The organism is Nocardia sp. NPDC004860, from assembly GCF_040609015.1.
Classification (GTDB): domain Bacteria; phylum Actinomycetota; class Actinomycetes; order Mycobacteriales; family Mycobacteriaceae; genus Nocardia.
In genome coordinates this window covers 484,803-511,488 of record NZ_JBEXJI010000003.1, presented here as the reverse complement: position 1 = coordinate 511,488, position 26,686 = coordinate 484,803, and the positions used below count along the sequence as shown (strand labels likewise).

The 26,686-nt window shown below is 68.6% G+C and carries 24 protein-coding genes, 1 pseudogene and 1 riboswitch; of the genes and pseudogenes, 7 read left to right on the top strand and 18 right to left on the bottom strand.

What is annotated here, in order from left to right; genetic code table 11:
- Positions 1-23 precede the first annotated feature (23 nt).
- Positions 24-560, top strand: coding sequence for a YceI family protein (locus tag ABZV44_RS09995; protein ID WP_354833955.1), 537 nt, complete (start codon positions 24-26; stop codon positions 558-560).
- 84 nt (positions 561-644) lie between these two features.
- Here ABZV44_RS09995 and ABZV44_RS09990 read toward each other — a convergent pair whose 3' ends face one another.
- The 9 genes and pseudogenes from ABZV44_RS09990 to ABZV44_RS09950 all read right to left on the bottom strand — a co-directional run bounded on the left by ABZV44_RS09990 (position 645) and on the right by ABZV44_RS09950 (position 10,876).
- Positions 645-1,346 carry a hypothetical protein gene (locus ABZV44_RS09990; protein WP_354833953.1) on the bottom strand — a complete coding sequence of 234 codons (702 nt, stop codon included), beginning with the start codon at positions 1,344-1,346 and terminating at the stop codon, positions 645-647.
- Between the two features lie 293 nt (positions 1,347-1,639).
- Positions 1,640-2,092 carry a hypothetical protein gene (locus ABZV44_RS09985; RefSeq protein WP_354833951.1) on the bottom strand — a complete coding sequence of 151 codons (453 nt, stop codon included), beginning with the start codon at positions 2,090-2,092 and terminating at the stop codon, positions 1,640-1,642.
- A 510-nt stretch (positions 2,093-2,602) separates the two neighbouring features.
- Positions 2,603-3,895, bottom strand: coding sequence for an acetyl-CoA C-acyltransferase (locus tag ABZV44_RS09980; RefSeq protein WP_354833949.1), 1,293 nt, complete (start codon positions 3,893-3,895; stop codon positions 2,603-2,605).
- Between the two features lie 112 nt (positions 3,896-4,007).
- Positions 4,008-4,679, bottom strand: a complete 672-nt coding sequence (gene raiA, locus ABZV44_RS09975; protein ID WP_354834132.1) for a ribosome-associated translation inhibitor RaiA — start codon at positions 4,677-4,679, stop codon at positions 4,008-4,010.
- Positions 4,680-4,907: 228 nt separating this feature from the next.
- Positions 4,908-5,543 carry a ComF family protein gene (locus tag ABZV44_RS09970; RefSeq protein WP_354834129.1) on the bottom strand — a complete coding sequence of 212 codons (636 nt, stop codon included), beginning with the start codon at positions 5,541-5,543 and terminating at the stop codon, positions 4,908-4,910.
- 25 nt (positions 5,544-5,568) lie between these two features.
- On the bottom strand, positions 5,569-7,365 hold the full coding sequence (gene lpqB / locus ABZV44_RS09965; RefSeq protein WP_354833947.1) for an MtrAB system accessory lipoprotein LpqB: 1,797 nt from the start codon (positions 7,363-7,365) through the stop codon (positions 5,569-5,571).
- Positions 7,366-7,883: 518 nt separating this feature from the next.
- Positions 7,884-9,428: pseudogene (gene mtrB, locus ABZV44_RS09960) on the bottom strand (MtrAB system histidine kinase MtrB); the annotation flags it as partial.
- 44 nt (positions 9,429-9,472) lie between these two features.
- On the bottom strand, positions 9,473-10,150 hold the full coding sequence (mtrA, locus tag ABZV44_RS09955; RefSeq protein ID WP_033090495.1) for an MtrAB system response regulator MtrA: 678 nt from the start codon (positions 10,148-10,150) through the stop codon (positions 9,473-9,475).
- Positions 10,151-10,228: 78 nt separating this feature from the next.
- Positions 10,229-10,876: a dTMP kinase gene (locus ABZV44_RS09950; protein WP_354833944.1), complete on the bottom strand. Its 648-nt coding sequence runs from the start codon at positions 10,874-10,876 to the stop codon at positions 10,229-10,231.
- A 99-nt stretch (positions 10,877-10,975) separates the two neighbouring features.
- On the opposite strand from ABZV44_RS09950, the gene ABZV44_RS09945 reads away from it, so the two are divergent.
- Both ABZV44_RS09945 and ABZV44_RS09940 read left to right on the top strand, forming a co-directional pair.
- Positions 10,976-12,064, top strand: coding sequence for a glycerophosphodiester phosphodiesterase (locus ABZV44_RS09945; protein WP_354833942.1), 1,089 nt, complete (start codon positions 10,976-10,978; stop codon positions 12,062-12,064).
- An 80-nt stretch (positions 12,065-12,144) separates the two neighbouring features.
- Entirely contained in the window at positions 12,145-12,441 is a 297-nt protein-coding gene (locus ABZV44_RS09940; protein ID WP_354833941.1) for a hypothetical protein, read from the top strand.
- 80 nt (positions 12,442-12,521) lie between these two features.
- Here ABZV44_RS09940 and ahcY read toward each other — a convergent pair whose 3' ends face one another.
- The 4 genes from ahcY to ABZV44_RS09920 all read right to left on the bottom strand — a co-directional run bounded on the left by ahcY (position 12,522) and on the right by ABZV44_RS09920 (position 17,647).
- Complete coding sequence (gene ahcY, locus ABZV44_RS09935; protein ID WP_354833940.1) at positions 12,522-13,997, bottom strand: adenosylhomocysteinase; 1,476 nt, start codon at positions 13,995-13,997, stop codon at positions 12,522-12,524.
- A gap of 33 nt (positions 13,998-14,030) precedes the next feature.
- Positions 14,031-15,188 carry an alkane 1-monooxygenase gene (locus tag ABZV44_RS09930; RefSeq protein ID WP_354833938.1) on the bottom strand — a complete coding sequence of 386 codons (1,158 nt, stop codon included), beginning with the start codon at positions 15,186-15,188 and terminating at the stop codon, positions 14,031-14,033.
- A gap of 192 nt (positions 15,189-15,380) precedes the next feature.
- A complete protein-coding gene (locus ABZV44_RS09925) occupies positions 15,381-16,094 on the bottom strand; it encodes a response regulator (protein ID WP_354833936.1) in 714 nt (237 codons plus the stop codon).
- Complete coding sequence (locus tag ABZV44_RS09920; protein ID WP_354833934.1) at positions 16,091-17,647, bottom strand: ATP-binding protein; 1,557 nt, start codon at positions 17,645-17,647, stop codon at positions 16,091-16,093. The genes ABZV44_RS09925 and ABZV44_RS09920 overlap by 4 nt, the downstream gene beginning before the upstream one ends.
- Positions 17,648-17,777: 130 nt before the next feature.
- On the opposite strand from ABZV44_RS09920, the gene ABZV44_RS09915 reads away from it, so the two are divergent.
- Positions 17,778-19,142, top strand: coding sequence for a cation:dicarboxylase symporter family transporter (locus ABZV44_RS09915; protein WP_354833932.1), 1,365 nt, complete (start codon positions 17,778-17,780; stop codon positions 19,140-19,142).
- A 145-nt stretch (positions 19,143-19,287) separates the two neighbouring features.
- Here the strand turns inward: ABZV44_RS09915 and ABZV44_RS09910 are convergent, their stop codons facing one another.
- The 4 genes from ABZV44_RS09910 to cofD all read right to left on the bottom strand — a co-directional run bounded on the left by ABZV44_RS09910 (position 19,288) and on the right by cofD (position 22,893).
- Positions 19,288-19,734, bottom strand: a complete 447-nt coding sequence (locus ABZV44_RS09910; protein WP_354833930.1) for a 6,7-dimethyl-8-ribityllumazine synthase — start codon at positions 19,732-19,734, stop codon at positions 19,288-19,290.
- A 76-nt stretch (positions 19,735-19,810) separates the two neighbouring features.
- A riboswitch (FMN riboswitch) is annotated at positions 19,811-19,981 on the bottom strand.
- A 76-nt stretch (positions 19,982-20,057) separates the two neighbouring features.
- Positions 20,058-20,576, bottom strand: coding sequence for an NUDIX domain-containing protein (locus tag ABZV44_RS09905; protein WP_354833929.1), 519 nt, complete (start codon positions 20,574-20,576; stop codon positions 20,058-20,060).
- Positions 20,573-21,937 (bottom strand): coenzyme F420-0:L-glutamate ligase, encoded by a 1,365-nt coding sequence (locus ABZV44_RS09900; protein WP_354833927.1) that lies wholly within the window; start codon positions 21,935-21,937, stop codon positions 20,573-20,575. The genes ABZV44_RS09905 and ABZV44_RS09900 overlap by 4 nt, the downstream gene beginning before the upstream one ends.
- Entirely contained in the window at positions 21,934-22,893 is a 960-nt protein-coding gene (gene cofD / locus ABZV44_RS09895; protein WP_354834126.1) for a 2-phospho-L-lactate transferase, read from the bottom strand. Before cofD ends, ABZV44_RS09900 begins: the two co-directional genes overlap by 4 nt.
- A gap of 599 nt (positions 22,894-23,492) precedes the next feature.
- Here cofD and ABZV44_RS09890 point away from each other — a divergent pair.
- Positions 23,493-23,753 carry a WhiB family transcriptional regulator gene (locus ABZV44_RS09890; RefSeq protein WP_354834123.1) on the top strand — a complete coding sequence of 87 codons (261 nt, stop codon included), beginning with the start codon at positions 23,493-23,495 and terminating at the stop codon, positions 23,751-23,753.
- A gap of 177 nt (positions 23,754-23,930) precedes the next feature.
- Here ABZV44_RS09890 and ABZV44_RS09885 read toward each other — a convergent pair whose 3' ends face one another.
- Positions 23,931-24,410, bottom strand: coding sequence for a metallopeptidase family protein (locus ABZV44_RS09885; protein WP_354833925.1), 480 nt, complete (start codon positions 24,408-24,410; stop codon positions 23,931-23,933).
- A 242-nt stretch (positions 24,411-24,652) separates the two neighbouring features.
- Here ABZV44_RS09885 and ABZV44_RS09880 point away from each other — a divergent pair, with 242 nt between their 5' ends.
- Both ABZV44_RS09880 and ABZV44_RS09875 read left to right on the top strand, forming a co-directional pair.
- Positions 24,653-25,066 carry a DUF3499 domain-containing protein gene (locus ABZV44_RS09880; protein ID WP_354833923.1) on the top strand — a complete coding sequence of 138 codons (414 nt, stop codon included), beginning with the start codon at positions 24,653-24,655 and terminating at the stop codon, positions 25,064-25,066.
- A gap of 173 nt (positions 25,067-25,239) precedes the next feature.
- Positions 25,240-26,616: a phosphomannomutase/phosphoglucomutase gene (locus ABZV44_RS09875; RefSeq protein WP_354833921.1), complete on the top strand. Its 1,377-nt coding sequence runs from the start codon at positions 25,240-25,242 to the stop codon at positions 26,614-26,616.
- The last annotated feature ends 70 nt before the right edge of the window (positions 26,617-26,686 follow it).

The following is a 26,686-nucleotide window of genomic DNA, read 5'->3' as shown; positions in this document are numbered from 1 at the left end:
GCGACCGGACGACAGTCGTGGCCATGACGACTTCGACCGGTATCGCCCTCACCCCCGGCCTCTGGACCCTGGACGCCGCGAACTCCACCGTCGGCTTCTCGCTGCGCAACTTCGGACTGCTGCGCGTGCGCGGTGAATTCCGGCGCTTCGACACCGGATTCGTGGTGGACGACGCCGGGGCGGCGGCCATCGAGGCCACCATCCACCTGGATTCCTTCCACACCGGCAATGCCAAACGCGACGACCACGTCCGCCACGCCGACTTCCTGGATGTGGAGCGCCGGCCGACCATGACCTTCCGGACGCCCGGCCCGATCCGGATCGGCGAATCCTTCGACGTGAACGGCGAAGTCACCTTCGGCGAGCTGACCCGGCCGCTGCCCCTGACCGTGTCCTGGAACGGACTGCGGCCGCATCCCGTGACCGGCCGCCCGTCCATCGGCTTCACCGCCACCGGCAGCCTGGACCGCGGCGACTTCGGTGTCGGCCCGTCCTTCGGCGGCATGATCGGCCGCATCCTCACCGTTGACCTCGGCATCCAGTTGAACGCACCGGCCTGACCGCCGGCGAATCGGCGAACCTGCCGGTCACCGGGATGTGATCGTGCGAAAGCGCTCTGCCGGTCACCTGTGACCGGCAGAGCATCACAGCCCGGGCTGCCCCGTCGCTACCGCCCCGACCCCGCGCTTGCGCCGCAGATCCGACAACCCCAGACCCGCCCCGGCCAGCAGCACGAGCGTGTTCAACGACAGCCGCAGCTGCCAGAACGTGTCCGCGAACCCATCCGGGTCGGCGGTCGCCGCCCCGCGCAGCCCCGCGAGCCCGATCCAGGTCAGAGCCGAGGCGGCGAACCAGAATTGGCCGCGGGTGACCGGGCGCGCCAGCGCCACCGTGATCAGCGGAGCGACGTTCACCGCGATCAGCAGGACCGACAGCACGATCCCGTAGACCATTGCGGGACCGCTCAATTGACCGGTGTATCCGCGGCGCGCGCCCGCGTGCTCGGCGATCGCATGGACGATGACGAGCGCGAGACCGCCGGCGACCGCGATCACCAGCGCCGCCCGGTGGAGCCACTCGTTGTCCCACACCCGCGCGACGTGCGCGCACAGCAGGCAGACCGCGACCAGCAGCATCACATCCGAGACGAGGCCCGCCAGACCACGGGTGACGAAGACGGAATCGACGCCGTCCCGCCACTGCGGTGCGATGAAGATCGCGCCGATCGCCAGCAGCGACAGCGCCACGGTGATGGGGCGGGTCCGCGGCGCGTCACACCACAGGGCGAGCCGGGCCAGTGCCACGGCGGCCGTGATCGCGAGGGCGATCGCGAAGACACTCTCCATCCGCTCCTCCGGCGGCCGCGCGCGATTCGTCCAGCAATCCACGCCCGAGCCGTTCGCATCGTGTTGTCTTGGATTGGTATTCGTATCGCTGCTCGGCGCGGGGGCCGGCCGCCGGGCCGCCTTCGGCACGGCGGCGCGCTGCACATCCGGCGGGTCCGGAAATCGGGCCGCGATCAAACCGTCGATCGGACTCACACCATAGGTGCGGCTGACGGCGATGACCCGTTTCCGCGATCGGCGAGTCGCTGCTCAGATGACGGGATACCCGCACACCGCTACGGTCCGTCCGGGTGTCAGCGCAGCGCCTCGGCCGGGCGATGGCCGATGACCGCGACATCGTCGAGGGTCACCACCGGATCCCCGGAGTCGCGCTTGCCGGTGATCGTGATGGTCCCGGTGAACACGTCGCCCTGCACCACAGTGCGGCCCGCCGGTGCGGCGAGCTCCACCCGGGCACCGTCGATGGTGTAGTAGTCGGTCGGCCCGCCGCTCACGAACGCCAGAGTCCACACCGCCGCATCCGAATACACCAGCCCGTACACGGGATACCGCTCCCCCGCGTGCTGTTCGGCGTTGCGCAGTCGCGGATACAGGTCGTGGTCGGCCACCGGTTGCCCGCCCTCGGACCCGGTCACCGGAAGTGGCAGCGCCCCAGCGCTTCCCATGCCGACCGCAGCGCTGCCCACGCCACAGCCGCCCGCCGCGACCACGAGTGCCGCGGCGCCGACCATCGTCCTCGCGACCATGACCTACCTCCGCTCATCTCGGTCACCCCGGGAATACCCACTCGACATCACCTCACCACCAACCATTTCCGCACAGCACGCAAAAGACCCCGGCCCGCATCCGCGAGCCGGGGTCTCACCTGAACGAAGTCGTGTTCGCGCCGATCCTCACTGCGGCGGCGCATTCGGGTAACCGCCGATGGCACCGCCCACACCCGCGCCGGCCAGCGCACTGCCCCGGAAATCTCCACCCGCGCCGTTCGGGATGTCGATCGGAATGCCGGTCAACCGGTCGCGGCGCGACTCCGGCCGCGTCGGCGAACACCATCCCGATCTCCCCGGCGCGGCACGGGCGTCGGCGAGCGCGGCCCGGATGACCCGGGCCAGCGCTGGTGGCCGCGGCGAGCCGGGCCGCGGATCGAAACCGCTGGCATACCCGCCGACCCCGATCGAGCCGGTCCGAATCCTCCTGGCCTGCGGGAACCGGCTGGGCGACGGCTGCCGAAACCCGTTGGCACAGAAGCGTGTCGGCTAGACCCGCTCCAGTACCGCCGAGGCCCCGATGCCGCCGGCGGCGCAGATGCCGAGCAGGGCGGTGGACTTGCCGGTCAGGGCGAGTTCGTTGGCCATGGTGGTGACCATGCGCGCGCCGGTCGCGCCGAAGGGGTGGCCGAGAGAGACCGAGCCGCCGTGCACATTGAGCTTGGCCGGGTCGATCGCGCCCACCGCGGCGTCGCGGTCGAGGCGGGTCTTGGCCCATTCGTCGCTGGCCAGCGCCGAGACCACGGACAGGGTCTGGGCGGCGAAGGCCTCGTGGATATCGACGAAATCGATGTCCGCGAGCGACATTCCGGCCCGGTCCAGGGCTCGCGGCATGGAGACGGCCGGGCCGATCAGCACCTGGTCGCGCGGGTCGACGCTGACGAAACTCCAGGAGCGGAAGGCGGCGAGGGGCTCGTAGCCGAGCGCGCGCGCCTTCTCCTCGCTCATCAGCAGCACCGCCGCGGCGCCGTCGGTGAGCGGGCTGGAATTGCCGGCGGTGACGGTGCCGTTCTCGGCGAAAACCGGTGCCAGCTTGGAGAGTTTGGCCAGGCTGGTGTCCGGCCGCACCAGTCCGTCCCGCGACACCGCGGTCCCGTCGGGCGTGTGGACCGGCACCACCTCGCGGTCGAAGCGGCCGGAGGCGATGGCCGCGGCGGCCCGGTGATGCGAGGTGGCGGCGAAGTGGTCCTGTGCGCCGCGCGAAATCCCGTGGATGCGCGCCATTTTCTCGGCCGACTCGCCCATGACCTCACCGGTGGTGCGCTCGGCGATCTGGGGCCGGCGCGGCATCAGGTCGAAGAACGGGGCCAATTGGGTTGCGGCGGTGAGATAGTCCTTGGCCTTGGGCTTGCCCAGTGCCAGCGGCGCGGCGGCGTGCACCAGCTTCTGCGGCAGCTTGATCTCGGCATTGCTGGTGGAGTCGCTGCCGCCGGCGACCATGATGTCGTAATCGCCGCGTTCGATGGCGGCCGCCGCCGACACCACCGCCTGCAGCCCGGACGCGCAGGCGCGCGTCACCGTGTAGCCCTCGCAGCCCGGATCCAGTTCCAGGTCGAGCGCGATCTCCCGCGCGATGTTCGGTGCGCCGCTGGGCAGGATCACCCCGCCCCACACGATGGCCTGGACGTCCTGCTCGGCCAGCCCGGTCCGTTCCAGCAGCCCGCGCACAGCGCTATCGGCGAGGTCGATGGAGTCCATCCGCGTGAATTCGCTGAATGCCCGCACGAACGGGGTCCGAGCCCCGGCGACGATGACAGCACGGCGAGCGCCCTTGGTAGCCATGGCACAGTTTTAACTGATACACGCCGTAACAGCAAGAGTCCCCCGGACACAGCAGGCGACCGGGGTCCTGTTCGTGACCCCGGTCGAAAGGTGGATGTTCCCCAGCCGCTGGTTACGCGAGCCTGATGAGCCCGTAGTCGAAGGCGTGGCGGCGGTAGACGACCGACGGTCGGTCGGTCTCCTTGTCCTGGAACAGGAAGAAATCGTGGCCTACCAGCTCCATCTGGTAGAGGGCGTCGTCAACCGTCATGGGGATCGCGGAGTGCTGCTTGGTGCGCACCACATGGCCGGGGCCGGCGGCTTCGTCCATCTCGTCGGCCGCGTGCTCGTGCGCGATGGATCCATTGGCAGAGAACAGGGATTCGTCGATGAGATCGGCGGTCGCCTCGGACACCGAGATCGGTGTCTTGTCCCCGTGGTGGACGCGACGGCGGTCCTTGAGCCGGCGCAGTCGGCTCTCCAGCTTCTCGACCGCGAACTCGAGGGCCGCGTAGAAGCTGTCCGCGCGCGCTTCGGCGCGGACGACCGGGCCTTTGCCGCGGGCGGTGATCTCTATCCGCTGGCAGTTCTTGCGTTGACGACGGTTGCGTTCGTGGGTGAGTTCCACGTCGAAGAGGTAGATGGTGGGGTCGAACCGCTCGAGCCGAGAGAGCTTGTCCGCCACGTGAATTCGGAAATGGTCGGGCACTCCGCCCTCACCGAGGGTCCTGCCCTTGACCACGACATCCGCGATGGTGGCCCGAGTGGATGAATCGTCTGAGATGACCTCGTCATCGAGCAGCACCGTGGTGTCTGCGTTCTTCGCTGAGAGTCGTGAAGTAGTCGTCACGCGTACCTCCCGGATCTGGCCGCACAAGCCGCTCGTGCGGCGGGATTGAAACGTGTGCCGATCGATGAACTCGCTCGGCACAAATGTCCGAGGCGCCACCTCCAAACTTGCGGTTCGGGTGTCTGATCGCCAACCTAGTGCGCCAGCGACCCGTCCGCCAGTGTTCACGCAAATTTCGGAGAATCAAGCCGCGCAAGTAACCAGCACGGCACGAACCGCCACCTGCGCAGCAGCCAGCGCACGTACCGATTCCCGCACCGTGACGCCCGTGGTCAACACGTCATCGATCACCACTACCTCGGCATTTGCCGGAAACAGGGTACTCGGCGGGCGGGTGGTGGCTACTATGATCCGCCCGTGCAGATTGTGCTGGCGATCGCGGTGTCCCAGGCCCACCGAGTCGCGCACACCTGGCCGCATGCGTAACAGACGGACCAGTCGGCAACCAGGTAGCGAACTCGCCGCGACGTTCGCGGCACGCACCACCGGATCTCCCCCGCGCCGCCGGGCGGCGGACCCGCGGCTGGGCGCCGGCACCAGCACCAGCGGGCGGGCGGTGTCCCGCAAATGATCCAGCCCCCTGGCCAATCCGGCGCCGAGCGGCCGCGCCAGGTCCCGGCGGCACTGCTCCTTGATCGCCAGCACGGCCCGCCGCGGCGCGCCCGCGTAACCGGCCAGCGCCCAGCACGGCACCCCGGGATCGGCGCGCGGACGAATCCGGATGGGCGGACCCGACAGCGCGGCGGCGCAGTCCGCGCACCACCCCGTCCCGGCCCGCCCGCACCCGCCGCAGACGCGCGGCAGGATCAGATCCAGCAGTTCCCCCATGCTCCTCAGTGTGCGCCTAGCCGGGCAGCACCGGAACCGCGTTGGCCCCCAGGCCCGGAACTTCGCGCCAGTAGTCCTCGCGCCCTTCGGGATTGCGGGTCAGCTCCAGCACCGCGCGGGAGTCGGCCACGTACTCCTGGTCCGGTGAGGCGCTCAGCACGCGCACCGGCGGGGTGAGGTTCTGGGAGGTCTGGGCGCGGAACTCGGAGCCGTCCACCAGCACCCCGGCCACCGGGTCCACATTGCCGTCGCGGCCCACCACGACCTTCTCGTCGCTGAGCCAGTCGATGGACACCGCGGGCGTGCTCAGCCCGACGGCCAGCGGCAGCGGCGAGGACAGCGAGAACTTCCCGTTCGGCTGCGGCACCACCACTGCCACGTACACCTTTCCGTTGGCGATGAGGGCCGCCCGCGCCCCGGACGGCGAGATGCGCAACTCGGTGATGGGCGGGCGCGGCGAGGTCGAATTGGCCGCCGCAGCGGTCAGTTCCGCGATGTCGACGTCCTGCACCGAGACATTGCCGGTGGTGCGGTCGTGCACGGCCCGGATCACCCGGTCGCCGTCCACCACCGACCAGGCCGAGCTGCCGTCGGCGGGCCAGGTGGGCCGGGTGAAGGTGCCGCCGGTGGCGACCGGGAAGCCCTGGCCGTCATAGGTTCCGATGATCAGCGTGCGCTCGGGCTCGGGGTCCGGGCGGCCGGACTTGGCGACGGCGGCGACCAGCTGCCCGTCCGGCGACAGCCCCACCGACTGCAGGGTGTGGGTGGCGCCGAAGAAGCCCGGGGCAGCGGTGATTCCGCTGTCGGTGATCGCCACCAGCGACCCGTCGCGCACGGCGTGCATGCCGGCCCGGTTGCGGGCGATGGTGTCGGGGCTGCGGGCATCCACGTCGGCGCGCTGCCAGCCGCCGGCGTGCCTGTCGTCGAGCGGTTTGCCGTCGGCGTTGAGCAGGTAGGGCCCGGGCACGTCGGCGCCGGAGAGGGTGAGCACGATCTGGGCGGCCATCACGTCGCGGGTGGGCGGGTCGAGGGCGGTGGCGCCGGAGAAGTCGGCGCTCAGCCCGCCGCCGCCGACGCCGACATTGTCGACATCGCCATTGGCCCTGGTGATCGGCCCGCGCAGGGTGAGCGGCGCGCCCATGGGATTGCGCACGGCGGGTGCGAGCGCGGACTGGGGTCCCTGGGCGAGCAGGCCGAGCAGCCGCTGCGCCAGCTGGTCCTTGCGGGCGGAGATCCAGCGCAGGTCGGGCACCATGGCCTGCCCGGCCAGGTTCGGGAAGAACAGCGAATACCGGTGGTAGGACTTGGCGAAGGCGGCCTGTTCGACGATCACGCCGGGCGGCAGATCCTTGATCCGCCACTCGCCGTCGATCTTCTCCATGTCGACCTTGGTCTCCAGGGTGCCGTCACCGGGCCGGTAGGAGCCGTCGGCCGCCAGCTCGCCGATCTTGCGCGCCCGGATCACATAGGTGGCGGAGTCGCCGTTGCGGGACTCCCGCAGCGTATTGGGCTGCGAGTCCACGATGCTGGTGGACGCCGCGTCGTCCCACTGCGCATTCGCCGCGGGCGAGAGGAACTGCCGGGCCGCCTGATGCCGGTCGGACGGATCAGCCGTGGCGGCCATGAAGTCCAGCAGCAGCTGCTCGGGTTCCCGCCCGGCGACGGGTGGCAGCGGCGAGGCGCTGGTGGGCTGGTGGTCCAGGCTGCCCAGCGCCTGCGGCGCCGAGGAGTCCGGCAGGCTCGCGCACGCGCTGACGCTGAGCAGGCAGCCGAGCACCACCAGGGCCCGGCGCAGGCCCGCGGACGGCCTCATGATTGGCCGTCCCCCTGGGCGGCCGGAACCGAGCCGCCGGAAGTGTTTCGGCCGGAACCGGCGGAATCACTGTCGGCGGCATGGTTTTCCCCGTTGGCGCCGGCCGCGGCGGCGGTGCCGTTGTCGGGTCCACCGACAGTGCCGTTGTCGGACCCAGCAGCGGTGCCGTTTTCCGGCCCAGCAGCGGTGCTGTTTTCGGGCCCAGCAGCGGTGCCGTTCTCGGCCCCTGCGGCAGTGCCGTTTTCGGTCCCGGCGGTGGTTCCGTCACCAGCCCCGGTGGTGGAGGGGAATTCCGGGGCGATGGCCTCGAATCCCGGTTCCTCGTCCCCGGTTTCCCCGGTCGGCGCTTCGGGGCCGGGTTCGGCCCCGAGGTCGTCCGGGCCCGTGGCACCCGGTTCCACTGCGCCGGGCGCGGATTCGAGCACCGACGCGACGGAGGTGACGGCCGCCGGGCCGGCGTCCGAGCCCGCGATGTCGAGGGCCAGCTGCTCGGGCGAGACCGCGCCGCGAATCTTGGGCGGCTCCAACGAGAGTGGGCTGGTGCCGAGCTTGCGGCCGCGCACCAGTGGCAGGGTGAGCCGGAAGCTCGCGCCCACACCGATCTCGCCCCACGCCTCGAGCTTGCCCTCGTGCAGGTTGGCGTCCTCGACGCTGATGGACAGGCCGAGGCCGGTGCCGCCGGAGCGGCGCATGCGTGAGGGGTCCGAGCGCCAGAAGCGGTTGAACACCAGCTTCTCCTCGCCCGGCCGCAGGCCCACGCCCTGGTCGCGCACCACGATGGCGACGGCATTGGCGTCCGCGTCGCCGCGCATGCGCATCAGCACGGGCTTGCCCTCGCTGTGGTCGATGGCGTTGGCGAGCAGGTTGCGCAGCACGCGTTCGACGCGGCGCGGATCCACTTCGGCCACCAGCGGTTCCTCGGGCAGGTCCACCACCAGTTCGACGCCGGACTCCTTGGCCAGGTGCCGCACCGTGGAGACCGCGGCCCGCGCGCACATGCGCACGTCCAGCGATTCCACCTGCAACTCGGCCACGCCCGCGTCGTGGCGGCTGATCTCGAGCAGGTCGTTGAGCAGTCCCTCGAAGCGGTCGAGTTCGTTGACGAGCAGTTCGGCCGAGCGCGCCAGCGCCGGGTCCAGGTCGTCGCTGGATCCGTGGATGAGGTCGGCCGCCATGCGCACCGTGGTCAATGGCGTGCGCAGTTCGTGGCTGACGTCGGAGGTGAAGCGGCGCTGCAGATTTCCGAACTCCTCGAGTTGGGTGATCTGGTTGGACAGGCTCTCGGCCATCTCGTTGAACGACATGGCGAGCCGCGCCATGTCGTCCTCACCGCGCACCAGCATGCGCTCCTTGAGCCGTCCGTCGGCGAACCGGCTCGCGATCCGCGCCGCGGATCTGATGGGCAGCACCACCTGCCGCGTCACCAGCGCCGTGATGGCGGCCAGCAGCACCAGCAGCACGATGCCACCGATGAGCATGGTCCCGCGCATGAGCGACAGACTCCGTTGCTCATTGGTGAGCGGGAAGATCAGATAGATCTCCAGCGAGTCGATATCGGCCGAGGGGCTGCCGATGATCAGCGCCGAGCCCTTGTACCCGTCCGGGCTGGAGACCGTGGCGAACTGATAGGAGACCTGCCGCTGTTTGACGAATTGGCGCAGCTCGGCGGGGATCTCCTGGATGGCGCCCGAGGTGATCTCCTGCCCGCTGTCGCCCGTCATGGCCAGGGCCGCCTCGTAACTGCCTGCGGCGCCGCCGGTCTGGGTCCCGCCGGCGCTGCTGAACAGCGCGCGGCGGGCGTCGTCCAGGCGACTCTGCTGAGTACCCGAATCGTGCACACCGGTCAGTTGATTCTGAACGGTGTTGCGGGCGCGACCCATTTCCTCGACGGCCGCGTTGATCTTCGCGTCCAACAACCGGTCGGTGATCTGACTCGTGAGCACGACGCCCAGAATCGTGATGACGATCAGCGACAGGGTGAGCGTGGACACGACAACACGCAACTGCAGCGAACGCCGCCAGACGTGGCCCAGTTGCTCGCCCAGATTGCGGAACCAGGCCACCGCTACCGCCAGCCACCGCTGAACGCGGTTTCTGGAGCCAGCGATCACGGCGGTCCGGCCTTGTAGCCCACACCTCGGACGGTCAGCACGATCTCGGGGTTCTCCGGATCCTTCTCCACCTTGGCGCGCAACCGCTGGACGTGCACGTTGACCAGGCGGGTGTCGGCGGCGTGCCGATAGCCCCAGACCTGTTCCAGCAGCACCTCACGGGTGAACACCTGGCGCGGCTTGCGGGCCAGCGCCACCAGCAGATCGAACTCCAGTGGAGTCAGCGAGATCTGTGCCCCGCCGCGAGTCACCTTGTGCGCGGGCACGTCGATGACGATGTCGGCGATGGACAGCAGCTCCTGCGGCTCCTCCTCGGTGCGGCGCAGGCGGGCCCGCACCCGGGCCACGAGTTCCTTCGGCTTGAACGGCTTGACGATGTAGTCGTCCGCGCCACTTTCCAAACCCAGGACGACGTCGACCGTGTCGGTCTTCGCCGTCAGCATCACGATGGGCACTCCCGAATCGGCTCGCAGCACCCGGCATACGTCGATGCCGTTCATGCCGGGCAGCATGAGATCGAGCAACACGAGATCCGGACGCAGCTCCCGGACCGCGGTCAGCGCCTGCGTGCCGTCACCGACGACGTGGGGGTCGAAACCCTCACCCCGCAAGACGATCGTGAGCATCTCCGCGAGAGCCATATCGTCGTCGACGACCAGAATCTTCGGCTTCATAACGTCTAGTTTGTCACCTCTCCGGCTCTGATTCGGCCGCCACGCCAACACTCGTGACCTGTCGGCGCACATCCAACCCTATCCAGCAATAATTTCCGCGAGGCGCGCGGCCAGTGTTGCCGGATCGTCACCGGTCCGATGCACCCACCACGGTCCGTGCCAGTTGATTTCGGCCAGTTCACGGTAGACAGTACCGGTGCGACGCTGCAGTCCCCCGTCTTTCTCGTAAGCGTCCAAAGCCCGTGCGGCATCGGCTTCGCCGCGCAGGCGCGCGCGTTCCTCGGCCACATCGACCGGAACATCCAGCAGAATCTGGACATCCGGGGCGGGCAATCCGAAGCGCTCGAACTCCAATTCCTCGATCCAGGCCACGATTTCGCCGTGCGCGTCCTGCTCCAGGCGGGCCGCGGAGTACGCGGCATTGGAGGCGACATAGCGGTCCAGTAGCACGATGTCGTTGTCCGCCAGCAGTTTCGAGAGCTCGTCGCGCGCGTCGGCGCGGTCGAGCGCGAACAGCAGCGCCATGGCATTCACAGACCGAGCGGTATCTCCATGACCGCCGCGCAGCGCCTCGGCGGCGAGGTCGGCATGCACGGAGACGCCGTAGCGCGGGAAGGCCAGGGTGGCGACCCGCAGCCCGCGGGCGCGCAGACCGGTGACAACGGCATCGGTGAGCGTGCGTTTGCCCGCGCCGTCGAGCCCTTCCACCGGAACCAGTGCACCCATGCCGCGAGAGTACCGAATCGGCCGCCGTCCGCCCCGGCGGGATCCCGTTTGTTCGAAAGGCCCAGATTTTTGTAGCCATTCGATTGCTATAGTCCGGCCATGACTGCTGGATACGCCAGGTCAACGCAGCTCGAGAGAGCTTTTTCGATCCTCGCGGTAGTGATTGCCGTCATCGGCCCAACGGCCTGCGGCAGCAACTCCAGCCACACGAACCCGGCCGCCGTGGCCGATCCCCACCGCCCCTTCGATCTGCAGGCCCACCGCGGCGGCCGCGGCATGACCATCGAGGAGTCGCTGCCCGGCTTCGCCAAGGCCATCGAACTGGGTGTCACCACCCTGGAACTCGACATCGTGCTCACCGCCGACAGGACGCCGCTCATCTGGCACGACCCCGTCATCCAGGCCGAGAAGTGCGCCGACACCGCCCCGGCCTTCCCCGGCGATCCGCGGTTCCCCTACGTCGGCAAGCTGGTCCACGACCTGACCTACGACCAGGTCCACACCCTCGACTGCGGCAGGAAGCTCGCGGAATTCCCAGTGGCACAGGAGCTTCCGGGCAACAGGATCGCGACGCTGCCGGAACTGTTCGATCTGGTGAAGAGCCACCCGGGCGCGTTCGGCACCGTGCGCTACAACGTGGAGACCAAAATCGAGGCCGCCCACCCCGAACAGTCCGCCACTCCCAGGGAATTCGTCGACGCCATCCTGGGCGCCGTCGAACGCGCCGGGGCCATCGGCAAGGTCGAGATCCAGAGCTTCGACTGGAGCAGCCTGCCGCTGGTGAAGGCCCAGAACGCGAACATCCCCACGGTCGCGCTGTACGACGAGACCACCTTCGCACCGAACAGCCCGTGGCTGGGCCCGATTCGGTACGAGGAACACGCCGGGGACCCGCTGGACGCGATCAAGGCCCTGGGCGCGGACATTTCCTCCCCCGCTTACGTCGACCCCTGGAACATCGACGCGAAGGTCGGCGACAAGTATTTCAAGCTCACCACGACCGCCGAGTACGTCCGCGAAGCGCACGGTTTCGGCATCCGGGTGATCCCCTGGACCGTGAACGACAAGGCCACCATCGGACTGGCGCTCGACCAGGGCGTGGACGGCCTGATCACCGACTATCCGAACCGCGCGCGCGACGTCATGCAGGAGAAGGGCTACCCCCTCCCGAGGTCCTTCCACAAATAAGCCGCACAAATCAGAAACGCGCGCCCTTCAACTCTTGTAGGGTCCCGGGCAACACTCCCCCTGCAAGGAGCGCAACCCTGATGAAGTCCCATCTCGCACACCACGGTCCGCGTGCCGCCCTGGCCGCCGTAGCGATCACCGCCGCCGCTCTTTCCACGGCCGGTACCGCCACCGCCGCCCCCGTCACCCTCGAACCCGCCGGCGCCGACCAGGCGGCCCCCGTGGCCGACTCCGGCTCGGCGTCCTCCCTGTCGAGCAGCTCCGGCTCCAGCAATGTGGCCGGCACCGGCTCCAGCGCCAGTGAACTCCTCAGCGCCGCCATCTGCACCATCCAGGGCGGCAAATGGGTACCCCTGATCGACATCTGCCTCAAGTAGCGGACGCACGCCAACGAGATCCGGCCGGTCACCCTCTCGGGTGACCGGCCGGATCTTCGTGCGCTACAGGCGGTTTCCGCTCAGTAGCGGTAGTGGTCCGGCTTGTACGGGCCCTCCACGTCCACGCCGATGTATTCGGCCTGGTCCTTGGTGAGCTTGGTCAGCGTGCCGCCGAGAGCCTCGACGTGGATGCGGGCGACCTTCTCGTCGAGGTGCTTGGGCAGGCGGTAGACCTCGTTGTCGTACTCGTCGGGCTTGGTCCACAGCTCGATCTGCGCGATGACCTGGTTGGAGAAGCTGTTCGACATCACGAACGACGGGTGCCCGGTCGCGTTGCCCAGGTTCAGCAGACGGCCCTCGGAGAGCACGATGATCGACTTGCCGGACTCCTTGAACGTCCACAGGTCGACCTGCGGCTTGATGTTCAGTCGGTCGGCGCCCGAACGCTCCAGAGCGGCCATGTCGATCTCGTTGTCGAAGTGGCCGATGTTGCCCAGGATGGCCTGGTCCTTCATCGCCTTCATGTGGTCGAGCAGGATGATGTCCTTGTTGCCCGTGGAGGTGATGACGATGTCGGCCTCACCGATGGCCTGTTCCACGGTGACGACGTCGAAGCCGTCCATCAGCGCCTGCAGCGCGTTGATCGGGTCGATCTCGGTGACCTGCACCCGCGCGCCCTGCCCGGCCATCGACTCCGCGCAGCCCTTGCCGACATCGCCGTAGCCGCAGATCAGCACCTTCTTGCCACCGATCAGCACGTCGGTGCCGCGGTTGATGCCGTCGATGAGGGAGTGACGGGTGCCGTACTTGTTGTCGAACTTCGACTTGGTGACCGAGTCGTTGACATTGATCGCCGGGAACACCAGCTCACCCGCGGCCGCGAACTGGTACAGCCGCAGCACACCGGTGGTGGTCTCCTCGGTGACACCCTGCACGCTCTCGGCGATCTTGCCCCACTTGCCCTTGTCGGTCTCGATGCCGGCGCGCAGCAGGTTCAGGAAGACCTTGTACTCGGCGGAGTGGGTCTCGTCCTCGGGCGGGACCACGCCGGCCTTCTCGAACTGCGCGCCGCGCAGCACGAGCATGGTGGCGTCACCACCGTCGTCGAGGATCATGTTGGCGGGCTCGCCCGGCCAGGTCAGCATCTGCTCGGCGGCCCACCAGTACTCCTCCAGGGTCTCGCCCTTCCAGGCGAAGACGGGAGTGCCCTTGGGCTCGTCGACGGTGCCGTGCGGGCCGACCACGACCGCGGCGGCCGCGTGGTCCTGGGTGGAGAAGATGTTGCAGGAGGCCCACCGGACCTCGGCGCCGAGGGCGACCAGGGTCTCGATCAGCACCGCGGTCTGCACGGTCATGTGCAGCGAGCCGGAGATGCGGGCGCCCTTGAGCGGCTGCACGTCGTGGTACTCGCGACGCAGCGCCATCAGGCCCGGCATCTCGTGCTCGGCCAGGCGAATCTCCTTGCGGCCGAAGTCGGCCAGTGACAGGTCCGCCACCTTGTAGTCGATGCCATTGCGGACGTCAGGGGTCATGTTGCGGGACACTGCTGTCGTCATCTGCCTCTCCTGGTCGGCTGGTTCCCCCAAACCCTACGCGGCGGCCTGGTACTCGTACTCGGCGAGGATGCGCTCCCGCTTACGGGGTTGGATATTGGCCCGGCTCACGTCGCCCGCGTAGTGGGCGAGCAGGCGCGGATCCATGACGTAGCGCCACAGCGGCGGGAACAATGCCAGCAGAATCATGGTGGCGTACCCCGCTGGAAGCTGCGGCGCCTCCTCGGAGGTGCGCAGCGTCTGATACCGCCGCCCCGGATTGGCATGGTGGTCGCTGTGCCGCTGCAGGTGGAACATGAAGATATTGGTGACCAGCCGGTCACTGTTCCAGCTGTCGCTCGGCGAGCAGCGGGCCCAGCCGCCATTGGGCCGCTTGCGTCGCAGCAGGCCGTAATGCTCTACGTAGTTGACGGTTTCGAGCAGGCCCGCGCCGATCACCGCCTGCAGCAGCAGATACGGCAGCACCCGCCAGCCGTAGACCGCCAGCAACCCACCGAACAGCACGATGGTCATAGCCCAGGCCTGCAGGATGTGGTTGTGGACACTGAACCAGCGGTGTCCCTTGCGGCGCAGCCGTTCTCGTTCGAGATGGATTGCCGACCGGAAGCCACCGACCACACTGCGGGGCAGGAACTCCCACAGCGACTCACCCATGCGGGCGCTGGCCGGATCGTCGGGCGTCGCGACCCGGGCATGGTGGCCCTTGTTGTGCTCGACGAAGAAGTGCCCGTAGGCCGACTGCGCCAGCGCCATTTTCGACAGCCAGCGCTCCAATCGCTCGACCCGGTGGCCGAGTTCGTGGGCAGCGTTGATGCCGATGCCGCTGACGAACCCGAGAGTGGCCGCCAGCCCGAGCTTGTCGACGACGGACAGATCGTCGCCGGCCCACATGTAGGCGGCGATGATCAGGCCGACCACCTGGATCGGCAGGAACATGTAGGTGCACCACCGGTAGTACCGGTCATTGGAGAGTAACTCGTAATCCTCGTCGCGCGGATTGGTGCCGTCTTCCCCGACGAGCCAGTCCAGGACCGGAATGGCGATCAGAATGATGATCGGTCCGATCCACCAGAACACCTCCAGCTTGGTGTGCAACACCAGCTGCGAGGGCAGTAACGCACACCCGGGCGCGATCAACCCCAGCACCCACAGGTGTCGTTTCGGATCCGGCGAACCCAACCGTTTGCCGACCATTTGCACGTTTGCCCCGCTAATCAATACCTCGAAGAACTTCGCAGCTACATATCTTGGAACCTAGTCCCTGTTACAGCACCCGGCCGGACCGAAAGGTGGCCACCGTTACATCATGAGCAGTCGGTTCCGCCGCAACCGACCGCGTGGTTCCCGTCATTGGGCCTCGAACGCAAACCAGGAGCGAAACCGGGCTCAGCGAAACCACACATATCGAACCTGCGGGCGCCCGGTCCGACCGTAGTCGGTCCGCCGCTCCACCACGCCGTCTTCGGCCATCCGCTCCAGGTACCGCCACGCCGTCACCCGGGACACCCCCACCGCACGCCCCGCCTCGCCCGCGGACAGCCCGTCCGGCGCGGCCCGCACCGCCCGCGACACCTCGTCCATCGTCTGCGGCGCAATGCCTTTCGGCGAGGTGGGTCGCTGATCCGGAGTGCGCAGCACACCGAAGGCGCGATCGATGTCCTGCTGCGACACCGCCGTCTCCCCGGCGGGCAGCGCCGCCCGGTATTCGACGTAGCGGTCCAGCTTCTCGCGGAAGGCCGCAAAGGTGAAGGGCTTCAACAGATACAGCACCACGCCGTGCGAGACGGCCGAGCGCACCATGGCCAGATCGCGCGCCGAGGTGACGGCGATGACGTCGGGCCGCGGCCGCAGTCCCGCCAGCGCGGCGGCGACGGCGAGCCCGCTCATATCCGGCAATCCGATATCCATCAGCACCAGATCAATGGGGACACCGGAAGATTGTGACCTTTTCGCGATCGAGATGGCGTCGCGACCGGTGTGCGCCACCGCGACCACCGTGAAACCCGGCACCCGCTCCACGTAAGAGCGATGTGCCGCAGCGATTTTCGGCTCGTCCTCGACGATCAGCACGCGGATCGCCGATGCCGGCGCGGCATTCATCGCGGAAACCTCACGATCACCGCGGATTCCGGTTCCCGCTGGGCCCGCAACTCGCCGGCATGCCTGGCGACCAATCGGCGTACCAGCGCCAGGCCCAGCCCGTGGTGGTCGGTCTTGGTGGAATAGCCGCGTTCGGTGGCACGGGTGAACAACTCCTCCGACATGCCCGGGCCGCTGTCGGCCACCCGGACGTACAGCTCCGGCTCGTCCCGCCGCACCGTCACCTCCACCCACGCGTCCTCGTCGTGCCCGACCGCGTCCAGGGCGTTGTCGATGAGATTGCCCAGCAGCGTGACCATCTCGTGCGGCGTCAGCGGGTCGGTGGTGTCGAGCAGCGTGTCGCCGGTGACGGTCAGCTCCACCCCGTTCTCCGCGGCCTGCTCCACCTTGCCCAGCAGCAGCGCCACCACCGCGGGTTCGGCCACCGCACCGGTGAGCCGGTCGATGAGGGCCTGGGACAGTTCGAGTTCCGCGGTCGCGAAGTTCACCGCTTCGCGCGGGCGGCCCAGCTCCACCATGGTGACCACGGTGTGCAGCCGGTTGGCGGATTCGTGCGCCTGGGCGCGCAGCGATTCGGCGAAGCCGCGCACCGAATCCAATTCGCCCAGCACATCCCGCAATTCGGTGTGATCGCGCAGGGTGAGCACGGTGCCGATGCGGCGCCCGGCGTGCTCCACCACGTCCTGGTTGACGACCAGCACCCGGTCCGGGGTCACGTGCATCTCGTCACGGACCACACCGGTTCCCAAGCGCTGCAACGACACCGGCAGATCCGCGCGCGTGATCGGCCCGTCCGGCAGATCGAGCAGCAGCCGCGCCTGATCGTTGACCACCTCGGCGCGCTCATCGGATCTGTCGAACACCAGCAGGCCCTCGTGGATGGAGTGCAGCACCGCGTCGTGATGCTCGTACATGGCCCGCAGCTCGGCGGGCCCGAGGCCGTGCGTCTGCCGTAACAGCCTGCGCCGCAACAACAGCGAACTCATCATGGCCAGCGCCAGGCCGCCGGCCGCGGCGGCCAGGATGAGCGGTAGCTGGGCGCGCACCTGTTCACCGATGTGGGTGCGGGTGACGCCCGCCGACACCAGCGCGACGATGCGGCCGTCGGCATCGCGCACCGGGGTGACCGCGCGAATCGACGGGCCCAGCGTGCCGGTGAAGGTCTCGGTGAAGGTCTCCCCCGCGAGGGCGCGATCGATGTTGCCGCTGAAGGGTTTTCCGATCCGGTCGGTCTCGGTGTGGGTGTAGCGGGTCCGATCGGGGGCCATCACCACGATGAAGTCCATACCCGTCGCCTTGCGGATGGCCTCGGTCACCGGCTGCAGTGCGGCGGTCGGATTCGGGCTCCGCACCCCGGCCAGCGTCGAGGGCGACTGCGCCACCGCGATCGAGGTATCGATGACCTCCGCACGGGTGGCGTCATCCTGCACCCGGCGGGTCTGCAGGAACGCCAGCATCGACGCGGCGGTGATCACCACCGCCAGTACCAGCACCTGCACCACGAACACCTGCCCGGCCAGCGTACGGCGGGCCCGGGTTCTTCGACCTCTCACGATTCCTCCGGGTACTTCATGAACATAATTTACGAAACAGTGACCCAGGTCACTACCCGGATCATGATTCTCTCCGAACACCCGCGTGGAGCAAACGTCATGCGGGCACTGACCCGGAGGCACCAGCGAGATGAGCGACACGACAACCCGGCAGCGCCGAGACCGTACCCACTGGCTCTATCTGGCCGTCATCGTGGCCGTCGTCGCGGGCGTCCTGGTCGGCTGGCTGGCCCCGGGCGTCGGCAAGAGCGTCGGCGAGCTCGGCACGATCTTCGTGAACCTCATCAAGATGATGATCGCCCCGGTCATCTTCTGCACCATCGTGCTCGGCATCGGCTCGGTGCGGGCGGCCGCCAAGGTCGGCAAGGTCGGCGGCCTGGCCATCGGCTACTTCCTGATCATGTCCACGGTGGCGCTGGCCATCGGCCTGCTGGTCGGCAATCTGCTGCACCCGGGTTCGGGGCTGAACGTGGCCGCCCACGCGAAGGAGATCAGCAAGTACGCCACCGACGCCAAGGCGGCGGGCGGCACCTGGCAGTTCCTCGAGGACATCGTGCCGACCACCCTGCTGTCGTCGCTGACCTCGGGCAAGGTGCTGCAGGCGCTGTTCGTGGCGCTGTTGGTGGGCTTCGGCATCCAGGCCATGGGCACCGCGGGCGAGCCGATCCTGCGCGGGGTCGCGTCGGTGCAGAAGCTGGTGTTCCGGATTCTGACCATGATCCTGTGGCTGGCCCCCATCGGCGCGTTCGGCGCCATGGCGAATGTGGTGGCGCGCACCGGACTCGACGCGGTCAAGCAGCTGGCGCTGCTGATGGTGGCCTTCTATCTCACCTGCGTCGTGTTCATCTTCGGCGTGCTGGGCCTGCTGCTGCGGCTGGTGGCCGGGAACTCCATCTTCAAGCTGGTGCGCTACCTGGCGCGGGAGTACCTGCTGATCTTCGCCACCTCGTCCTCGGAGTCGGCGCTGCCGCGGCTCATCGCCAAGATGGAGCACGTCGGCGTGGACCGCACCACCGTGGGTGTGGTTGTCCCGACCGGGTATTCGTTCAACCTGGACGGCACCGCCATCTACCTGACCATGGCCACCCTGTTCGTGGCCGACGCCATGGGCAAGCCGCTGGCCTGGCACGAGCAGATCGGCCTGCTGCTGTTCATGATCGTGGCCTCCAAGGGCGCGGCGGGTGTCACCGGCGCGGGCCTGGCCACGCTGGCCGGCGGCCTGCAGAGCCATCGCCCGGAACTACTGGACGGCGTCGGCCTGATCGTCGGCATCGACCGGTTCATGTCGGAAGCCCGTGCGCTGACCAACTTCTCGGGCAATGCCGTCGCCACGCTGCTGATCGGCACCTGGACCAAGACCATCGACCCGGCCCGCGTCCGCGCGGTGCTGGATCGCGAGATCCCCTTCGACGAGCAGGCCATGGTGGAGGACCACCCGGCCCCCGCCGCCCCGGAAGCACCGGGCCCGCAAGAGAAAGACCTGGTTCCGGCCTGAACCCAACCCCCAGGCCGAACCCGGACCGTCGGCGCGTTCTCCCCCCGTACGCGCCGGCGGAACCCGCACCCTGCCCGCACGACCAGCCGCCTCCGGCTCGTGCGGGCAGGGTTTCCCTTTTGTGTCCAGGCGGCGACCGCGTTGTCTACGCCCCGACCGCGTCCAGGGCCAGGGTCGCGGCGATGGCATTGGCCAGCTCCGCGCCCTTCACCTCGAAATGCCGCGCGAAATAGGTCAGGTGCTCGCCGTGCTCGTGGAAGTGGTGCGGGGTCAGCACGGCCGAGAAGACCGGCACATCGGTCTCGAGCTGCACCCGCATGAGCGCGTCGACGACCGTCGAGGCCACGAAGTCGTGCCGGTAGATGCCGCCGTCCACGACGAGCGCGCAGCCCGCGACCGCGGCGTAGGAGCCGCGGGTGGCCAAACGCTTGACCTGCAACGGGATTTCGAACGCACCGGGCACCTCGATCACGTCGACCTCGGTGTAGCCGCGCTCGAGCAGCCCGGCCCGGCAGGATGCGACGGCCTTGTCGACGATGTCACTGTGCCAGCGCGCGGCGACGAGGGCGATGCGAGTGGAAGTGGGTGACATGGGGATTCCTCCTGTTCGCGATGTCACCCAGGGCAAGACGCGAACAGGCCCGTCCAGCGGTGCGGACGTGCCGGTGCCGCGTTCTCTTTCATCCGGACTGTGACCGTCGGCTCCGGGATCACACCGGAATCTGCTCGACCCACACTGCCGATGAGAGACACTGTGGCGCTCGCGGGCTCGTGCACTCCGGATCGGTCCGGATGCCATTACCGCCGGTGGGGAATTCCACCCCGCCCTGAGAACGTGTACGTAGCGGACAGTAACACGGGGATTCCGGCATCCGGAACCCCGTGTACCGCACAACACGACAGCACGGCCGGGTCTCAGCGCACCAGCACGTCGGAATCGGCGGGCAGCCCGTCCACCGGCCACCAGCGCAGGTCGGTCGACTCCGAACTGCGCACCGGCACAGCGCCTTCCGGCGCCTTGATCTTGAACAGCAGGTCCAGGTGCCGGGTCGGCACGCCCAGCGAGCAGGTGATGGGGTGCGCCTGAGCGCCGTAGAGGCCGGGCTCGAGCACCAGCCCGTCGATACCGGACTCCTCGGTCGCCTCACGGAAGGCGGCCGCCGCGACCGAATCGTCGGATTCCTCACAGTGCCCGCCCAATTGGATCCAGCGGCCCACCCGCGGGTGCAGGGTCAGCAGCACCTCGCGCTCGTCGTGGGAGAACACGATGGCCGAGGCGGTGATGTGCCCGGCCGCATGCTCGCGCAGGCAGCCGCGCGGCGCGGAACCCAGGAAGGCCAGCATGGCCTCCCGGATGGAGCACTCCGGACCCGTTGCCGGGGACCAGGTCTCCAGCAGCTCGGTCGCCGATTTGTGCAGCGACTCCGCGCTCACAGCTCGACCAGCCCGAGGCCGGGCTCGCGCGCCTCGCGCGGTGCGATCCCGTCGAGCGGGTACCCGATGGCGATGGCGCCCAGCGGATTCCAGTCCGCCTCCAGGCCCAGCACATCGCGGGTGACCTCGGGCGCGAAGATGGTCGACCCGATCCAGCAGCTGCCCACACCCCGCACGGCCAGCGAGACCAGCAGGCCCTGCACGGCCGCGCCCACCGCGACGGTGAACATGGTCTGCTCGGCGGCGCGGCGGCGCTCGTCCGGATAATCGTGCGCGCCGTCGGGCACGCAGAACGGGATGATCATCTCGGGGGCTTCGAAGAGGATGCGCCCGCGCGCGACCCGCTTCGCCACGCTCTCCGGGGTGCGGCCGTCACCGGTCAGGTCGGTGCGCCACTTCTCGGCCATGGCCTCGAGCAGCTGCTCGCGCAGGCCACGCTTGCGGACCCAGACGAAGCGGACCGGACGGGTGTGGTGCGGCGCGGGCGCGGTGAGCCCGGCGGCGACCGCCTCGCGAATGAGCCCCGGCGGCACCGGCGTCTCGGCGAACCGGCGCACCGAACGCCGCAGCGGCACCGCCTGTCTGCGGCCGAGCTCGACGGATTCGTCGGTGCCCAGCCAGAACAGATCGTCCTCGCCGCGCCGCAGCAGATCCCCGGCGGTGGATCCGTCGTCGGTGTAGTCGAGCCCGCGCACCACCGCGACCGGGACCCCGCCCAGCTTGCCCTTCACCAGGTCCGCGGCCGCGGCCAGCTCGTCGGCCACCGCGACCAGGGTGACGTGCAGTTCATTGCCCTGCCCGTCCACCGCGCCGTCGTAGTCGTGCAGCACCCGGATGCCCGCCGACCCTATGGCGGCGTCGACCTGGCCGTTGCGCCAGGCCCGGCCCATGGTGTCGGTGATGACCACGGCCACCTGCACGCCCAGGCGGTCGGCCAGCGCGGTGCGCAGCGCCTTGGCGCTGGCGTCCGGATCCTCCGGCAGCAGGACCAGTTCGCCCTGTTCCACATTGGAGCCGTCGACTCCGGAGGCGGCCTGCACGATGCCGAGCCGGTTCTCGGTGATGAGGGTGCGGTTCTTGCGCGCCAGCACTCGCACCGACTCGTCGAGCACCAGTTGCCGGCGTGCCGCGTCGCGTTCCTCGGGATCGCTGGGCACGGTCACGATGCGGCCCTCGGCCTTGGCGACGATCTTGCTGGTCACCACCAGCACGTCACCGTCCTGGAGCCAGGGCGCCCGCACCGCGATGGCGTCGGCGACATCGTCGCCCGGGCGGAATTCCGGCAGGCCCGGAACGGGCAGGATGCGCAGTTCGCCGCCGGACGCGTGATCGCCCAGCGCTTCGATGGAATCCGTTGTCACGGTTTGACTCCCGCGATGTCGAGGGCTTCGCGAACCATCTCGGCGGTCGCGGCCGGGTCGGTCATGAGCAGTGGCACGCTCCGGACTTCGACGCCCGGAATGTCGGCGGTGTCGCCGGTGTGCACGAGCCAGCCGTCGAGAATGCCGGTACTCGAGCGCGCGCCGTAGTAGTTGCCGACGGCCTCGGCGGAGGTTTCGACGCCGATCACCGACAGGCACTCATCGGCCATGCCGCGCAACGGTTTTCCGCCGATCACCGGGGACAGTCCGATCACCTTGGCATCGGTGGTGCGCAGTGCGCCGCGAATGCCGGGAACCGAGAGGATGGCGCCCACGCTCACGACGGGGTTCGACGGAGCGAGCAGGATCACATCCGCTGAATCTATGATTTCGATCACACCCGGGGCTGGTTTCGCAGCATCTGCCCCAATAGTCACGAATCCATGGGTCTCTACGTTCGCCCGGTATCGAACCCACCACTCCTGGAAATGGATCGCGCGGCGTTCGCCAGGGTTCTCCGGGTCACCGATTACGACATGTGTTTCGCATCGGTCGTCGGTTGCCGGAAGCAGTTTCACACCCGGTTGCCACCGATTGCAGAGCGCCTCGGTGACCGCCGAGAGCGGGTATCCCTGACGCAGCATTTCGGTGCGAATGAGATGCGTGGCGATATCCCGGTCGCCCAGCCCGAACCAATCGGGCTGAGCCTTGTATTTCGCCAGCTCCTCCTTGGCGCTCCAGGTCTCGTTCGCGTGCCCCCAGCCCCGTTCGGGGTCGATGCCGCCACCCAGGGTGTACATGCAGGTGTCCAGGTCAGGACAGATGCGCAGCCCGTGCATCCACACGTCGTCGCCGACATTGACGATGGCCGTGGTGTCGGCTCCGGGCAGCAGTTCGCGCACCCCCGTCAGGAACCGCGCGCCGCCGACTCCGCCGACCAGGACGGCGATCCGCAGGCCGGTGCCGGGCGCGGTGTCCGCTTGTTCTCGAGTCACATCCGCACAGCCTATGCGTTCGAAGCGGAAAGTCGTTCCGCAGCTCATTTGCTGCGAATTTGCTATTTGAACTGCGGGAACGCGTCCCGACGGGGTCGCAGATGGTAACGGAATCGCTTCGGCAGCTTGACCATCGCCGCTCCCGGCGTGTCTAATCACAGGCATGTCATTCCGGGTCCGCGTGAGAGTGCAAGGCGCGGACGGGTTTTCGAACAAGCGTTCGCACCGGAGTGACGCCAAGCTCGGGGATGGCCGCGGGACTACGCCGCGGTGTTGGGCCGTCGGTGGGATCGGCTCCGACGGATTAATCATTCTGCGCTAACACACAGTGAGGAGGCGGAGCGATGGCCGAAGAGCTGGCCCCGTCGGGCATTCCGGGCGGTGTATCGCAAACCGATTCCACGACTGGCGCAGCACCTGACTTCTGCGCCGACGATCGGAACGGATACGAGGGGGGTGAACCGATGACGACTGCGCGACCGGGGGGCGGACAGTGGGCGCGAGCCGCCTACCAGCCCGAACCGCCGCGGCTGAGCCTGATCGTCACCGGTGCCGAGGATATGTACGACACTTTCTCGCGCGGCGGTCGCATGATGACCGAGGCCGAACAGTGGCAGGAACGGGCGCTGTGCGCCCAGACCGACCCGGAGGCGTTCTTCCCGGAGAAGGGCGGCTCCACCCGCGAGGCCAAGCGCATCTGCATGGGCTGCGAGGTCCGCGACGAGTGCCTCGAATACGCCCTGGCCAACGACGAGCGCTTCGGCATCTGGGGCGGACTCTCCGAGCGGGAGCGCCGCCGCTTGAAGCGGGGCATCAGCTGACGCTCCCGCTCCCCCGCCTCTCCGAGCCTTCAGCGGGGGGCTTGGGAGCCGTTGAGCGCTGGCAGCCCGTGCCGGCGGTTGGGTGCCGAGACCACCGTGGAGGTACCCGGCGAGTTACCCCGAACTTACGAAATCAGTTGTTGCGAAACGTAGTTCGGGGTATGCGGTTGCATCCGGCTACTCCGGGTCGGGATCGATGATGTCGGGTTCCACACCCAAGTAGGTGGCGATCTGTTGTACGAGGACCTCGCGCAACAGGTCGACCAGGTCGTCGGGGTCGCCGGCACGGAGCTCCAACGGCTTGCGGAACAAGACGACGCGGGCGCGGGTGGCCATGCCGTAGCGGTCCACACCGGCCGGGATCAGGCGGGACAGCGGCACCGGGCCGTCGGCCACCACCTCTTCCGGCCAGGTGACCGAATCCGGGTGCAGCGGACGGATTTTCGGCACGTCGTCGACGGCGATGTCGAGCTTGGTGAGCTGCTCGTGCCAGCGGGTCTCCAGCGGCGCGAAGGCCTCCAGCACCAGACGGTCGAACTCCTGGCCCCGGGTGCGCCGGGCGGGCACGGTCGGTGGCAACATCGGCCCGCGCACACCCCGCCCGCGGCGGATGACCGACCGCGCGGTGGGCGGTCGCCTCTTACGTGAACGGGTCATACCTTGAATCTAACCCCTACCCCGGGCGGGTGTGAGCACCCGCCTCGCCGGGCCGCCCGGCCGGTGCGGCGGCCCGCCGCGACGGCATTCCGGAGACCCGGCGACCGCGTTCCGGGGGCCGTCGCGACGCGCCCGCGGCACGAAAGCGCACAGCTACCCGAGGCCCTCGTGGCGCGAGTGAGACGGGCTTCATTGAGCGTGTCTGTGTCCACGAGGGCGTGAGGGGGGTTACCCTGCATGGCGTGATCCCCATGCGTCGTTGCTGCCGTCCAGGCTGCAAGAACCCGGCCGTCGCGACGCTGACCTATGTGTACTCCGACTCGATGGCAGTCGTGGGTCCGCTGGTCACGGTGGCGGAGCCACATTCCTGGGACCTGTGTGAAACGCATGCTTCCCGGATCACCGCGCCCAAGGGATGGGAGTTGGTCCGCCACGAGGGCGGGTTTTCCTCCTCGACCCCGGACGACGACGATCTCACCGCGCTCGCCGAAGCCGTCCGCGAGGCCGGATTGCGCCGCCGCACACCGGAACCCGATCCGCGCGGCTACAGCGACTACGCTCCCGCCCCGCAGCGCCCGACCCGCACGGGTCGTACCGGCAGACGCGGCCATCTACGCGTCCTGCCGGACCCGCCGGACCGCCTCTCCGAGACTTAAGCGGGCGGCTATGAGCCGTGATCCATTGACATTCCGTGCCGGCGGTAGGGTGCCGCCTCCAGCAATTCTGGACGTACCCGGCGAGTTACCCGCGCCTCGCGAAATCATTTGTCCGGTTGGCAAGGGTCGGGGGAAGTCTCTCATTGTCGCGGTCAGCTACTAGGGTGGTGCGCATGACAGTCGCCCGGTCCGCCGAGTCCGTTCAAGCAGTCATCAAGGCATACGACGTTCGCGGAGTTGTCGGCGAACAGATCGACGCGGACTTCGTCCGGGATGTTGCCGGTTCCTTCGCCCGGCTGATGCGCGGCGAGGGCGCCCGGCGCATCGTCATCGGTCACGATATGCGCGACTCCTCACCGGAATTGGCCGCCGCCTTCGCCGACGGCGTACTCGCCCAGGGACTCGATGTGGTGCACATCGGCCTGGCCTCCACCGACGAGCTCTACTTCGCCTCCGGCCACCTGGACTGCCCCGGGGCCATGTTCACCGCCAGCCACAATCCCGCCAAATACAACGGCATCAAGCTGTGCCGCGCCAAGGCGCTGCCGGTCGGTCAGGACACCGGGCTGGCCATCATCACCGAGGAGGTCGTCGCGGGCGTCCCGGCCTTCGACGGGCCGCGCGGCACCGAGACCCGGGAGGACCTGCTCTCGGCATACGCCGACTTCCTGCACAAGCTGGTCGACCTGAGCGGTTCGCGTCCGCTGCGCATCGCGGTGGACGCCGGCAACGGCATGGGCGGCTACACGGTGCCCGCCGTGCTGGGCACGCTGCCGCAGTACACGGTCGAGCCGCTGTTCTTCGAACTCGACGGCAGCTTCCCCAATCACGAAGCCAATCCGCTGGATCCGAAGAACCTGGTGGATCTGCAGGACCACGTCCGCAAGACCGGCGCCGACCTCGGCCTGGCCTTCGACGGCGACGCCGACCGCTGCTTCGTGGTGGACGAGAAGGGCGACCCGGTCTCGCCGTCGGCCATCACCGGCCTGGTGGCCGAGCGCGAGCTGACCAAGGAACCGGGCGCGACCGTCATCCACAACCTGATCACCTCCCGGGCGGTGCCGGAGCTGGTGACCGAACTCGGCGGCACCCCGGTGCGCACCCGGGTCGGCCACTCGTTCATCAAGCAGCAGATGGCGGCCACCGGCGCGATCTTCGGCGGCGAGCACTCGGCGCACTACTACTTCCGCGACTTCTGGGGCGCCGACTCCGGCATGCTCGCGGCCCTGCACGTGCTGGCCGCGCTGGGCGAGAAGGACCGGCCCATGTCGGAACTGGCCTCCGCCTACGCGACGTACGCGGCCTCCGGGGAGATCAACTCGACGGTGGCGGATGCGCAGGAGCGGACCCTGGCCGTACTCGAGGCGTTCGGCAAGCGGGCGAAATCGGTCGATCGGCTGGACGGCGTGACCGTGCAGCTGGCCGACGGCGCGTGGTTCAACCTGCGCGCCTCCAATACCGAACCGCTGCTGCGACTCAACGTCGAGGCGCGATCGCAGGATGAAGTAGACGCACTCGTAACCGAGATCCTGAGCATCGTCCGCGCCTGACTGGAATAGTGGAATCACAGAGCTTGGATTCACCGTCTGGTGACCCGATGAGGGGAGGTGGCAACGCCCG

Coding starts and splice junctions, on each gene's coding strand:
- ABZV44_RS09875 (WP_354833921.1), top strand. CDS start 25,240: ATGACAGTCGCCCGGTCCGCCGAGTCCGTTCAAGCAGTCATCAAGGCA.
- ABZV44_RS09930 (WP_354833938.1), bottom strand. CDS start 15,188: ATGGTCGGCAAACGGTTGGGTTCGCCGGATCCGAAACGACACCTGTGG.
- ABZV44_RS09985 (WP_354833951.1), bottom strand. CDS start 2,092: ATGGTCGCGAGGACGATGGTCGGCGCCGCGGCACTCGTGGTCGCGGCG.
- ABZV44_RS09945 (WP_354833942.1), top strand. CDS start 10,976: ATGACTGCTGGATACGCCAGGTCAACGCAGCTCGAGAGAGCTTTTTCG.
- ABZV44_RS09950 (WP_354833944.1), bottom strand. CDS start 10,876: ATGGGTGCACTGGTTCCGGTGGAAGGGCTCGACGGCGCGGGCAAACGC.
- ABZV44_RS09885 (WP_354833925.1), bottom strand. CDS start 24,410: ATGACCCGTTCACGTAAGAGGCGACCGCCCACCGCGCGGTCGGTCATC.
- ABZV44_RS09940 (WP_354833941.1), top strand. CDS start 12,145: ATGAAGTCCCATCTCGCACACCACGGTCCGCGTGCCGCCCTGGCCGCC.
- ABZV44_RS09910 (WP_354833930.1), bottom strand. CDS start 19,734: ATGTCACCCACTTCCACTCGCATCGCCCTCGTCGCCGCGCGCTGGCAC.
- mtrA (WP_033090495.1), bottom strand. CDS start 10,150: ATGAAGCCGAAGATTCTGGTCGTCGACGACGATATGGCTCTCGCGGAG.
- ABZV44_RS09995 (WP_354833955.1), top strand. CDS start 24: ATGACGACTTCGACCGGTATCGCCCTCACCCCCGGCCTCTGGACCCTG.
- ABZV44_RS09925 (WP_354833936.1), bottom strand. CDS start 16,094: ATGAATGCCGCGCCGGCATCGGCGATCCGCGTGCTGATCGTCGAGGAC.
- ahcY (WP_354833940.1), bottom strand. CDS start 13,997: ATGACGACAGCAGTGTCCCGCAACATGACCCCTGACGTCCGCAATGGC.
- ABZV44_RS09915 (WP_354833932.1), top strand. CDS start 17,778: ATGAGCGACACGACAACCCGGCAGCGCCGAGACCGTACCCACTGGCTC.
- ABZV44_RS09990 (WP_354833953.1), bottom strand. CDS start 1,346: ATGGAGAGTGTCTTCGCGATCGCCCTCGCGATCACGGCCGCCGTGGCA.
- ABZV44_RS09980 (WP_354833949.1), bottom strand. CDS start 3,895: ATGGCTACCAAGGGCGCTCGCCGTGCTGTCATCGTCGCCGGGGCTCGG.
- ABZV44_RS09890 (WP_354834123.1), top strand. CDS start 23,493: ATGTACGACACTTTCTCGCGCGGCGGTCGCATGATGACCGAGGCCGAA.
- lpqB (WP_354833947.1), bottom strand. CDS start 7,365: ATGAGGCCGTCCGCGGGCCTGCGCCGGGCCCTGGTGGTGCTCGGCTGC.